Consider the following 12856-nt stretch of genomic DNA (forward strand, 5'->3'; position numbering starts at 1 on the left):
ATCCAAGCAACAAGCATGTGATTGTCGGTATGTCAGGCGGGGTTGATTCCTCTGTATCAGCTGTCTTACTTCAACAAGCAGGATTTAAAGTTGAAGGTTTGTTTATGAAGAACTGGGAAGAAGATGACGGTACTGAATACTGTACCGCAATGGACGATTTAGCCGACGCGCAAGCGGTGTGCGATAAGATAGGTATCAAACTTCACACCGCCAATTTTGCTATGGAATATTGGGACAGAGTTTTCGAGCATTTTTTAGCAGAATACAAAGCAGGACGCACGCCAAACCCTGATATTTTGTGCAACAAAGAGATTAAATTTAAGGCGTTTTTGGATTATGCTTTGACCCTTGGCGCAGATTATATCGCGACGGGTCACTATACGCGCCGTAGCATCAACTATAATAACGCCGATGGTGTTGAGGTCGCACAATTATTACGTGGCCTTGATAACAATAAAGATCAAAGCTATTTTTTGCATGCCGTCGGCGGTGACAAACTTGCCAAAACCTTGTTCCCTATTGGTGAGCTTGAAAAGCCTGTCGTACGCCAAATCGCCGAAGCGCATGACTTAGCGACCGCTAAGAAAAAAGACTCTACGGGGATTTGCTTTATCGGCGAGCGCCGATTTAAAGATTTCTTGCAACAGTATTTGCCTGCGCAAAAAGGCGATATCATTACAGACGATGGTCACATTATTGGTAGCCACGATGGGCTTATGTATTATACCTTAGGTCAGCGCGGCGGTATTGGCATTGGCGGTGTCAAAGATCGTCCAGAGGAACCATGGTTTGTACTAGCAAAAGACTTAGATAACAATCGCTTAATTGTCGGTCAAGGTCACGAACATCTCATGCTCATGAGCAATGAGCTACGCGCGTACAAGCTTGATTGGGTAGAGGGTGTCGCGCCAGCTGATATTTTTAGTGAGCAAGGTTTGCGCTGTATGGCAAAGTCGCGCTATCGTCAGCCAGACCAAGCCTGTACGGTTTTCGCTGTCGATGATAAAGGTTTAGAGGTCAAAGTCATATTTGATGCGCCGCAGCGTGCGTTAACCCCTGGTCAGTCTGCGGTTTTCTATATCGATGAGGTCTGCTTGGGCGGCGGCGTGATTGAATCAATAGACGCACCGCAGTCCCTCTGATTTTAGAGTCGATGGGTTCAAATAAACTACAGTCAGTCCAATATTAAAAACATACAGCGGAACTGAGATAAATCTTTTTCAGCTTCTGTCGGCGAACGCAGTTAGGCTCTTAGTTTATTGTCAGGTTTGACCTTGCTACTTAGAACATTCTTAGAACATTCAAGTGTTATTGGCTTACTGTCGCACTCGCTGTACTACTTGCAATATCCCTAGTTTCGCCTTGTCCATCATCATCAACGGTGTAGATTTGATAAGTTAGGCGAGCAATGGGTTCAAGCTCTGATGTGAACTGATAGAACTTGACATCGTAGCTACCAGGTAACCATCCTTCATAGGGTTTAAAACTCACCCAATTTTGATTGCTGCCCGCGATGATGTTTTTCTTCTCAAACAGCAAGACCTGTCCTGTCTCATTGTTCACCCACTTCACAAAAGCAAAAGGGCTGGCAGGTACTTTGCCCGCAGTATCCAAATGAGCGAATAGTTTGGCGTTTTTATTTATCGTCGAGGTATTTGTTGAGGTTGACGGCATATTGCTATCAAAGGATAGCTTAACTTCTCCAACTAAAGGACGTGTATCATCTTTGCTATATAACTCCTCTACCGCTCGTTCTGCAAAGCGTCTTTTGTCCGTAATAACCTCGCTATCGCCCTTTGCCATAAACTTATCGACATACTGCCCTAACACGTAATCGGGCATATTATCGACTAAGTCTAACGCTTGCTCTTTTGAGTAGTCGTTGATAGAAGCTGAGTTTGAGCCTGTCAAATTTGAGAGGACTTGCTGCGACGTAGCGTCACGCCTGTTCAATGAATCCTGTGACACTAGACCAGTTCCCGAGTTAGAAGCGTCTTGATTATTATTTGTATCAGAAGATACTGCTGATTGCTGCTTGGCTTGCATCACATAATCCATCTGCTGCTTGGTCATAAACAAATAAGTGCTGAAAACCCCAAAGACGAATGCCACAACAACGGATGATAAGAATAAAGTTTTGTCTTTCATAATATAAAGTATTTACCTATAACGCATAAAAAAAGGTATCGACTACTTGATAGACAATACCTTTTTGTTTAGTAAGCTTATTAATAATAAGCTAGTAGGTGATAATCTTCTAAATTAAGGACACTGTATAGAATATTTATCTAAATTTGTACTGCCTGAAATAAAAGTTGTATTAGTGATAGAAATGCCGTTAATGCTACCGTTAACAATTAGTGAATTGCCATAACAGCTAATAACCGCATTAGTGTTTGATCCTGTCAATCTGCAATCTTCGTTGCCAAAACCTCGTACGTTATTTCCTACTACGTTACACGATTTAGAAACATTAAGATCAGGGCTTACATTGGGAACATTAGGTCTTGTAGGTCGTGAGGGTAGATTTGGGTTTAAGTTAGAGGCGCTTACACAGTCGTAAGTATACTTTCCGTTTGGATTACGCTCAATATCGCGCTTAACTTCATCAGCATCGCCGCCGCTAGCACTTACTATACTAAATCTCGCCGTTTGACCACCAGGTAGACTAGGCGACCCAAATATCTGGCACCTTAAAGCGAACTTCTTACCATTATTAATATTAGGCTTTTTTATTAAACATTCACTGAGGGTATTAACAGAAATACTGTTGCCAATGATATTACAGTTAGACAATCCATCAAACCGATCGGAGTCAGAAGAACCATAACTACCACTACTATCAGAATCACCACCGCAAGCAGCTAATGTCAAAACGCTTCCCATCAATAAAACATTTACTAGTTTGTTCATTCTAACCTCTGATAAGGTACTGAAGCGATTGAATTGAAAGCCTATTTTAAGGATAAGCTAATTTTTTCAGAATATATCACTACTATAAAATTCAGTAAACATATTTTCGCTTTTGTTACTGATAATTTTTGTCCAAACTTTAACGCCAATCAGGTTATAATTGCGCATTCATTTTTTATTGCTAATCATCTATTGGCTACCTGTTTATTCATCAATTATTTTTAAAGGCAATCCTATGACCCCACTTACCGCACTCTCTCCAATCGATGGTCGTTACGCATCAAAAGCTGACAGCTTGCGCCCGTACCTTTCTGAGTTTGGTCTGATTAAAGCTCGCGTCACTGTTGAGATTCGCTGGTTACAGTCGTTGGCTGATAATAGTGCGATTGCTGAATTAGCAGCGTTCGATACCGATACCAATGCCTTTTTAAACAGCATTGTTGATGATTTTAGTGAAGCGGATGCTGGGGCGATTAAAGACATCGAAGCGACCACCAACCATGATGTAAAAGCAGTTGAGTACTTCATCAAAGATAAGTTTCGTGGCAATCAGCAGTTAGAAGATAGCCTAGAGTTCATTCATTTTGCTTGTACCAGTGAAGATATCAATAACTTGTCTTATGCATTGATGCTCAAAGACAGCCGCGAGCTTGTAGTGGCTAAAATGCAGCAAGTCACCGATAGTATCGTTGATTTGGCGATTACTCACGCTGACCAACCCATGTTGTCACGTACCCATGGTCAAACAGCCAGTCCAACCACGCTTGGCAAAGAGATGGCAAACGTGGCTTATCGCTTAGCGCGTCAGATCAAACAAATGGGGCAAGTTGAGCTGTTGGGCAAAATCAATGGCGCAGTCGGTAACTACAACGCTCACTTTTCAGCTTATCCTGATGTTGATTGGCAAACGCACGCTGAGCAGTTTATTAATGAGCGCCTACATCTGACCTTTAACCCTTATACCACGCAAATCGAGCCCCACGATTACATCGCTGAATTGTTTGATGTGGTCAGACGCTTCAATACCATTTTGATCGATTTTAACCGTGATATTTGGCAGTATATTAGCTTAGGCTATTTCAAGCAGCGCCTAAAAGATGGTGAAGTGGGCTCCTCAACGATGCCGCATAAAGTCAACCCGATTGATTTTGAAAACTCTGAAGGCAACTTGGGCGTGGCTAATGCGATGCTGGCACATTTGGGTGAGAAGCTACCGATTTCACGTATGCAGCGTGATCTATCAGACTCAACGGTCCTGCGTAACATTGGTGTTGGTCTGGCACAAAGCATGATTGCGTTTGATGCTTGTCTAAAGGGCGTCGGTAAATTAGAGCTAAACGCTCAGCGCCTAAATGAGGATTTGGAGCAAGCACAAGAAGTCTTAGCCGAGCCGATTCAGACAGTCATGCGCCGCTACCGCGTTGAGAACCCGTATGAGAAACTCAAAGCGCTCACTCGTGGCAATGCCATGACTCGCGAAGCGATGCTGACATTCGTTGAAAGTGATGAGCTTAGTGACGTTTCAGATAGCGACAAGCAGCGCCTGCGCGAGCTGACGCCTGCCACCTATACAGGTAATGCAGCGGAGCAAGCTCGCATGATTAAAGAGTGGATCGCTAAGCTATAATCATTAGCTACTGATGATTAAAAAGTATAAATATGCAGCGCAATGTTAACTCTATTATTGTCAGTACTACGGCGGTAGTTATTGCCATAGTGCTGGCAAGTATTGAGCCGCTCGACTGGTCAAGCTACCTACTCCATCAATTAGGCACGCTACTATTTTTAGCAGTTACGATAATTGCTTATCGCTATTGGCACATCAGTAAAAGTGCTTACGTGCAGTCAATGATATTTTTAGTCGTTCATGTTATAGGCGCGCGCTACCTTTATTCTTATGTGCCCTACGATGAGTGGACAGAGCGGCTATTTGGTATTGGCTTAAATGAGTGGTTTGGCTGGCAGCGAAATATGTATGACAGGCTGGTACATTTTAGCTATGGGCTTTTGCTATTTGCTGCGATGATTGAAAGCGCAAAGTCACTCTTTAAAATTGAATCCGTCACACTTTTAATCGCTATTGCCTTTATGATCAATATGTCAACAAGCCTGCTCTATGAGCTGTTTGAATGGGGTATAGCAATGACTTTATCGCCAGAAGACGCCGAAGCTTATAACGGTCAGCAAGGTGATATTTGGGATGCCCACAAGGATATGGCTTTAGCGCTGCTCGGTGGCATTGTTAGCGCAGTTGTTATTTTTTATCAGAATTATAGCCGTCAAAAAATAGAGGTTAATCAATAACCGTCCCTTCAAAAAGAGATCAGATGAGCTGACTACTCAATCAGTCGTCTTTTTTATCATCACTATCGCCCGGTATGATCGCTTTGCCCACAGCAACTGTACCTTTGACCACGCCTTTAGTAGTTTTATAGGCAACTTTAGCGGGTACAGTGACGATTTTATGCACGCAAGCTTGTAATAAAAACGCACTCATAATGATAAACATCAATGATAGCTTTTTCATAAGGATTCCAAAAGTAGTAAACTAAATAATCGTTAATCATAAACTATCGTGCTTATTTTCTAAAGCCATTCTATACATAAATACCCTACTCACCCTTATCTAATGACTCGGATCAACCCATGACCTCAATTCCACTTTGTCTAACCGACTCTATCACTCCTGAGCAGTTTTTAAGCGAATACTGGCAAAAAAAACCATTGCTTATTAAGCAAGGTTTACCCCAATTAATCGACATGTTTGAGCCAGAGGATATGCTTGGGCTTGCCGTTGAAGAAGACGCTTCAGCACGCCTGCTAATCCAAGCCGCGAGCAAGCACGAAGGATTGCCACAATGGCAACTCAAAAAGAGCCCATTGTCAGAAGCAGATTTTGATAATTTGCCAGCACAGTGGACTGTACTGGTGCAAAATATGGAACAGTGGTCACCTGAGCTGGGGCAACTCTGGCAAGCGTTTGATTTTATTCCGCAGTGGCAGCGTGATGATATCATGGTATCTTTCGCCCCAAAAGGCGGCTCCGTGGGCAAACACTATGACGATTACGATGTGTTTTTGGCACAAGGATATGGATCACGGCGTTGGCAGCTCGGCAAATTCTGTGATAAAGGTACCGAGTTTGTCGCAAATGAGCCGATTCGATTGTTTGATGATATGGGCGAGATTATCTTTGATGAGATACTAGAAGCGGGGGATGTACTTTATGTGCCGCCGAAACTCTCTCATTTTGGAGTAGCACAAGATGACTGCTTAACCTTTTCGTTTGGCTGTCGTCGTCCAAACTTAATGCAAATTATCGACAGCTTAGCTGATATCGCCACCAGTGATAGCGATTTATTTATCCCAATGTTATTGCCACAAACGCTGCAAGCCTCAGGCGCATTGCAAGCCGATAGTATTGATGCAATTAAAGAGCAGCTATTACAAATGCTGCAATCTAAGCGCGGCGACGATATTATTCGTCAAGCCGTGTTAGAAGTCGTGAGCAAACGTCAATATGATGTGCTGGTACCCGAGGAGACTTTAGATACAGATGAGCTTATGCAAGCCTTGATGGACGGCGCAACGCTGCAAGCTGACTATAGCAATCGCTTGCTCTACAGCCAAACCAATGATGCTGTGACGCTATATGCCAATGGTCAACGGCTTGATGATCTTGAGAATAGCGCAGCAGCTTTGCTATCTCGTTTGGCCAATGGTGAGCATCTCACCTATCAAGATGTCAAAGATATCGACCTTGATGAAGTCAACGAATGGCTTGAGAATGGTTGGGTATGGGTTAATTATAATGAGTAGTCTTTAGCTCGATCATAATCTAGGTTCACACCACACAAACACAAAAAACCCGATAGCGTATCACTCAACTATCGGGTTTTTATGTTTAATATAGGCGAATAAGTCTAAATTAAGTACCCAGCTCAAGCAAGCTGGCATTACCACCAATAGCCGTTGTATTAATAGTAATGACGCGCTCTGTCATGAAGCGATGAAGATAATCGGGCGTAAGCATCTCAGATAACCCGTCCATATCGCTGACAGGGATAACTTGGGTTAAGATGCCGTCCGTATCTGCAAGCGTCTGACTGATCTCTTGTATCTCGCTAGTATTTCCAGCGACGGCGACTTGTGCTAGGCGGTCAATATACAGTAAAGTCACCGTTTGTGCGTCATTAGCGACGCTTAGTACATCATCGCTGATACCGGTGTCATAGAGTATTTTTGCCGCCTCATCACACATCTCATATTGGCTGGGGCAATGCAATATTACCTCGTTGCCAGTGAGCAGTGCTGCGATAAGCTGACCGAGCACGGCCATCGTAGTAGCAGACTCCCCTCCAATGACCATTGTCTTGCCGCGCGCAGTCATATACAGATCATTAGACTCTCCTGTCGCGCCAGTCATACGCTCGACTTCGTCAAGCTTAGGGGCGGCGTTTAGTAAATGATGAAACAAGCGCTTGGCTTTGGTCGCATTGCCGGTTAATAGCGCAAGCTTAGGGATAGCCGCTTCTAGATAAGAGGCGCGGTTGACAGCGCCGAGTAATCGCCAAGACTCGCAAACCTGCGCATGATTTTTTTTAAATTCAGTTGTCATAGTGCAACTCCTTATACAAGCTGGGTTTGGGTTTGAGGATTAAAGGCGGCTTGATCTGCGCTTTTTGAGGCAGTCGTTACGGTTTCGATAGCCAGCTTCATAAGACGCGCCACATAATGTGGACCGCCCGCTTTAGGACCAGTACCCGATAACCCGCAACCACCAAAGGGTTGGACGTTAACGACCGCACCGATTTGGTTACGATTAATATAAGTATTACCTACCACAGTGCGGCGCTCGATATGTTCAGCGATATTCTCAATGCGGCTATGAATACCCAAGGTAAGACCAAAGCCTGTAGCGTTAATCGCATCGATAAGTTTGTCCAAATCGCGCGCTTTGTAACGTAGCACGTGCAATATCGGACCAAAATGCTCACCGCCAATCACATCGATACTCTGAACCTCAATCGCCGTTGGCAATACAAAGGTAGCATCATCTTCATCGATGACAGAACTTGCACTCATTGGCGTCTGCGCCAGTATCGTCGCCGTCGGCTCTGCACGCATACGCTCAATATGCGCCTCAAGACCTTGTTTGGCGGTACTATCGATTACAGGGCCTACGTCAGTTGCCGCGTAGGTTGGATTGCCTACGATGAGCTCTGCCATATTACCTTGAAGCAGTTCAATTAAATTATCAGCGATATCGTCTTGAATACATAAAATGCGACAAGCCGAGCAGCGTTGACCTGCCGAGCCAAAGGCGGATAGTACCGCATCCTTGACCACTTGCTCAGGTAGCGCAGTTGAATCAACGATCATAGCGTTTTGACCGCCTGTCTCAGCGATCAAAATCGGTAGCTCACCGCTCGCTTGCGCATGAGTGTTTAAGCTTTGGTTGATACGCTGAGCAGTTTGCGTTGAGCCCGTGAACACGACGCCATCCAAACTATCAGCACCAGTTAGCGCCGCCCCTACTTCGCCGCCACCGATAACCAGTTGCAAGGCTTCATTTGGTACGCCTGCTTGGTACATAAGCTGAGCGCCAAAATGTGCGATTAAGCTGGTTTGTTCGGCGGGCTTGGCGACCACAGTATTACCTGCCGCTAGCGCTGCGACGATTTGTCCTGTGTAAATAGCAAGTGGGAAGTTCCATGGACTGATACAGACAATAGTGCCGCGCGCCTTGTAGACTTGTCTGGACGACTTGCCATTTAGATCGGTAAACTCATATGCAGCGCTATCTAAACGCTCAGCTTCATCGGCATAAAAGCGGCAAAAGTCAACCGCCTCTTTGATCTCATCAATACTGTCTTGCGTGGTCTTGCCCGCCTCCACTTGGCACAGCGCCATTAGCTCAGCGTAACTTGCCTCATAAAGATCAGCAATCTGGCGCAAGATATCAGCACGCCTGCTTGCTGGTACAGCTTGCCACTCTTTTTGTCCTGCAACAGCGGCGTCAATAGCTTGCCTTGCAATCTCAGCGTTAGCGAAATGCACTTTGCCTGCTACAACCTCATGATTCCAAGGGGCGCGGACACTATGAATTTCAAGCGCCTGCGTAACTCCATTGTCATCGTATTCACTAATGGCCTTACCATGAATAATAGAAGTCGCTGACCATGTTTTTTCTAGTTGTGCATTGATAGCTGTTTTTAGTGGCGTCCACTGCGACTCTACAAAGATGTTAGAGCCAAAACTAGCTTGGCGCGCGCCATAGATATCAAGCGGCAATGGAATATCAGGGTTATGCAAATGCTTATTAGCAAGTAGTTTGTCATATGGATGTACGGTAAGCTTATCAATCGGATAAGACTTATCTAAGAGCTGATGCACAAACGAGCTGTTGGCACCGTTTTCAAGCAGACGACGCACCAGATACGGCAGCAAATCGTGATGCGCACCAACAGGGGCATAGATACGTACAGGGATTTGATAAGTCTGCAAGATATGATCATAAAGCGCATCGCCCATGCCGTGTAGGCGCTGGAACTCAAAGTCGCGATGACTACTCATGGTCATCACAGATGCCAGCGTATGTGCGTTATGCGTGGCAAACTGTGGCCAGATAAGTCCGCGCAGATGCTCTGATAATAAGAAACGCGCACAAGCTAGGTAGGCTGTATCTGTACCTTCTTTACGCGTCCAAACCGGATAGCCTGACAGACCTTTTTGCTGGGCGAGCTTAATCTCAGTATCCCAATATGCGCCTTTGACCAAGCGCAGTGGAATACGATCCCCAACTTCCGTCGCCAGTCGCGCGATCCATGCAAATACCGCGATAGCGCGTTTTGAATACCCTTGTACCACCAGACCTAAACCATCCCAGCCTTTGGTTAAAGGATCACGGTACAGCGACTCAAACAGTTTGAGGGAGATCTCTAATCTATCAGCTTCTTCAGCATCAATACTGATATCAACGTTGACCTCGCGCGCCGCTTCTATGAGGAGCATACAGCGCAGGCGTAGTAGCCCCATCACTTGCGCCTCTTGCGTCGCCTCATAACGGGGATGCAGAGCCGATAACTTGATAGAGACAGACGGCTTTGGCATGCCCTCGGCTACTTTGACATTGGCGGTTGATTTGACCGCATGCAAATAATCATTGAAGTATTTTTCCGCGTCTTTGTGAGTAACTGCCGCTTCACCGAGCATATCGAACGAATAGGTATAGCCTTTATTGCGATAAGGTTGACTGTTTTTGTTGGCCTCTTCTATGGTTTCGCCCAGCACAAACTGATGCCCCATGATACGCATGGCTTTTTGCATAGCGCCGCGAATCATCGGCTCGCCCATCTTTTTGGTCATGCGATCCAAAAACCCTGAGGCGGTCGTACGACTATCGATACTGACCACGCGGCCCGTCATCATCATGCCCCACGTTGAGGCATTGACCATAAAGCCATTGTCATCTTTGAGATGCTTCTTCCAGTCAGCGACACTCATTTTGTCACGGATAAGTGCATCAGCGGTGTAATTATCTGGCACCCGAATCAAGGCTTCAGCTAAGCTCATGAGCAAGATACCCTCTTGGGTATCGAGGCTATACTCAAGCAGCAACGAGTCCACCATCTTGATCGCTTTACCATCATTACGCACGTACTCAACCAGTTTGCGTGTCTGCTCGGTGGCATCCTCGCGCTCTTGATCAGTCGGCTTAGCAAGGGGTAATAATTGCGTCAAAAACTGATCTTCATCAACGCTATATAACGGCGAGATACGCGCATACAGCTCATCACTCGAATGCTCTAGGTACTCAGGCGCCAGCAGATCGGTTGGCTTAAACAAGATGGGCTCTTGTGGGGTAAATTTATCTATCGGATGCATACCAACTCCATAACTATCGTTTAAAAACCATAATAAATGGGGCGTCAAAGCTTTTATAATACAATACGCGAGCCATGCATCCTCTCTTTTGCATCACTATCGTTTGTAAAATATAAAAAGCAAAACCGCGCCATCACTAAACAGGCAGGTCTGAGCGAGTCAGACACGGTTAAGTAGGTCGCTTGCGTACTAAACGGACTACATTAACAATATAAAGGCAATAAAAAATTAAGCGGCATTAGTGCCTTCTTCTTGTTTGTAGTGAAAGGAGTGATTGGCATTTTAAGTTCACTTAAAATACGAATCTTGCATGAATAATTCACTGTAAGAAAAACCTCTACGGCGTTGATTGAGGTGATGCGCTTAACCTCTTCATACTAGCATGAAAAAACGCTGTGACCAATGCTATTGAGTATTTATTTGCGTAGATATGTGATGTAAAAACAAGCAGATAGTAGCGCCCGTAAACGAGATACAGTAGTCCAACTATTTTAATGTAAAGACTAAGAAATAAGCGCTCTATTTATAATAAAAAAACCCTTTTTATCATTTTAGATAAAGAGGGTTTTGGTTTGAGAAGTTAAGGATTATAAAAATACGATTTTAGCTAATAAGACAATCGTTAACACCCAGACTGGAATGGTAATCTCTGAGAATCGACCCGTCATAAACTTAGCTGCCGTAAAGGTGATAAACCCGAGCGCAATACCGTCAGCGATAGAATAAGTTAGCGGCGTTAGCAGGAGCACGACAGCGACGGGAGCCGCTTCGGTTAAGTCTTCCCAGTTGATATCCTTTAAAGTAAATAGCATCAACACTGACACATAGAATATCGCACCAGCAGTAGCATAAACAGGAATCATACCTGCTAGTGGCGCAAAGAAGATACTAAGCAAGAATAGTACGCCAACGGTTACTGCCATCAAGCCTGTACGACCACCAGAGGCAACTCCCGACGCGCTTTCGATATAGCTAGTCGTCGATGACGTACCGAGCATAGAGCCTGCTACGGTAGCAGTCGAATCTGCAAGAAGCGCCTTACCCATGTTCGGGATATTACCGTTTTTATCAATAAGGCCCGCTTTACTTGTGATACCGACTAAGCTGCCAGCAGTATCAAATAAATCGACGAATAAAAAGGCAAAGATAACGCTAATCATCGTGATATCAAACGCGCCTGCAATATCTAATTGCATAAAGGTCGGTGCGATAGACGGCGGCGCTGAGATGATACCTGTGAACTGCGTTTGACCTGCCAATAAGCTGATTGCCGTTATGATTAAGATACCTATGGTTACCGCGCCCGGTATTTTTTTGTACACAAGGCCAATAATAAGAAAGAAGCCTAGCGCGGCCATCATTGGTGAAAATGATTTCATATCGCCAAGGGTGACCAAAGTCGCATCTTGTCCGACGATGATGCCTGAGCTTTGCAGAGCGATAAACGCTAAGAACGCCCCGATACCCGCCACAATACCTTGCTTGAGTGCATTAGGAATGGCATTAATAATCCATTCACGTATCTTAAATAAGCTAAGCAGGATAAACAAACACCCAGATAAGAATACAGCACCAAGGGCAGTCTCCCAAGCATAACCCATGCCTAGCACCACGCCATAAGTAAAAAAGGCGTTGAGTCCCATACCTGGCGCTAGTGCGACTGGCAGGCGGGCATAAAGACCCATGATAAAACAGCCTATGGCAGCGGCTAGACAAGTGGCGACGAATACCGCGCCTTTATCCATACCTGCTTCTGCTAAGACATTGGGGTTGACGAAGATGATATAAGCCATCGTCAAAAAGGTGGTAATACCCGCGAGGATTTCTGTTTTGATGGTGGTATTGTCACCATTAATCCCAAAGTAGCGTTCTATTGCATTCATAAGTCGTGCGCCCAGCTTGCTTGTGAGAAATACAGCATCCGCCGTACTAAGAGTAATATCACCTAATTCATTTGCCGCTAACGTATTAGCGTCTGTATGCTAGTATCTACAGGTGATAACCATCTCTTTGTAACAAGAGAATGACTGCTCTAAAGGTTGTGTTAACAAAGCGC

General features: G+C 44.9%; 10 protein-coding genes. 4 read left to right on the top strand and 6 right to left on the bottom strand.

Annotated features, from left to right (window positions below):
- The first annotated feature begins 29 nt into the window (after window positions 1–29).
- Entirely contained in the window at window positions 30–1142 is a 1113-nt protein-coding gene (gene mnmA / locus ACR64J_RS07095; protein ID WP_435951046.1) for a tRNA 2-thiouridine(34) synthase MnmA, read from the top strand.
- Window positions 1143–1308: 166 nt separating this feature from the next.
- Here mnmA and ACR64J_RS07100 read toward each other — a convergent pair whose 3' ends face one another.
- Entirely contained in the window at window positions 1309–2148 is an 840-nt protein-coding gene (locus ACR64J_RS07100) for a hypothetical protein (protein WP_435949014.1), read from the bottom strand.
- Window positions 2149–2262: 114 nt separating this feature from the next.
- Complete coding sequence (locus ACR64J_RS07105; protein ID WP_435949015.1) at window positions 2263–2913, bottom strand: hypothetical protein; 651 nt, start codon at window positions 2911–2913, stop codon at window positions 2263–2265.
- A gap of 235 nt (window positions 2914–3148) precedes the next feature.
- On the opposite strand from ACR64J_RS07105, the gene purB reads away from it, so the two are divergent.
- Together purB and ACR64J_RS07115 are read left to right on the top strand one after the other, a co-directional pair.
- Complete coding sequence (gene purB / locus ACR64J_RS07110; protein WP_317198930.1) at window positions 3149–4540, top strand: adenylosuccinate lyase; 1392 nt, start codon at window positions 3149–3151, stop codon at window positions 4538–4540.
- 32 nt (window positions 4541–4572) lie between these two features.
- The gene (locus ACR64J_RS07115; protein ID WP_435949016.1) at window positions 4573–5217 is read left to right on the top strand and encodes a DUF2238 domain-containing protein; all 645 of its coding nucleotides are present in this window, start codon (window positions 4573–4575) and stop codon (window positions 5215–5217) included.
- A gap of 40 nt (window positions 5218–5257) precedes the next feature.
- Here ACR64J_RS07115 and ACR64J_RS07120 read toward each other — a convergent pair whose 3' ends face one another.
- On the bottom strand, window positions 5258–5440 hold the full coding sequence (locus tag ACR64J_RS07120) for an NF038104 family lipoprotein (RefSeq protein ID WP_317198932.1): 183 nt from the start codon (window positions 5438–5440) through the stop codon (window positions 5258–5260).
- Between the two features lie 119 nt (window positions 5441–5559).
- Between ACR64J_RS07120 and ACR64J_RS07125 the strand changes: the two genes are divergently transcribed.
- Window positions 5560–6732 (top strand): JmjC domain-containing protein, encoded by a 1173-nt coding sequence (locus tag ACR64J_RS07125; protein ID WP_435949017.1) that lies wholly within the window; start codon window positions 5560–5562, stop codon window positions 6730–6732.
- Window positions 6733–6841: 109 nt separating this feature from the next.
- Here the strand turns inward: ACR64J_RS07125 and ACR64J_RS07130 are convergent, their stop codons facing one another.
- The 3 genes from ACR64J_RS07130 to ACR64J_RS07140 form a co-directional block, all read right to left on the bottom strand.
- Window positions 6842–7531 (bottom strand): 1-pyrroline-5-carboxylate dehydrogenase, encoded by a 690-nt coding sequence (locus ACR64J_RS07130; RefSeq protein ID WP_435949018.1) that lies wholly within the window; start codon window positions 7529–7531, stop codon window positions 6842–6844.
- 11 nt (window positions 7532–7542) lie between these two features.
- Window positions 7543–10800, bottom strand: coding sequence for a bifunctional proline dehydrogenase/L-glutamate gamma-semialdehyde dehydrogenase PutA (gene putA / locus ACR64J_RS07135; protein ID WP_435949020.1), 3258 nt, complete (start codon window positions 10798–10800; stop codon window positions 7543–7545).
- Window positions 10801–11387: 587 nt separating this feature from the next.
- Entirely contained in the window at window positions 11388–12683 is a 1296-nt protein-coding gene (locus ACR64J_RS07140; RefSeq protein WP_435949021.1) for an NCS2 family permease, read from the bottom strand.
- Window positions 12684–12856: the final 173 nt, after the last annotated feature.

Source organism: Psychrobacter sp. DM8, from assembly GCF_051307025.1.
In the GTDB taxonomy this organism is placed as follows: domain Bacteria; phylum Pseudomonadota; class Gammaproteobacteria; order Pseudomonadales; family Moraxellaceae; genus Psychrobacter.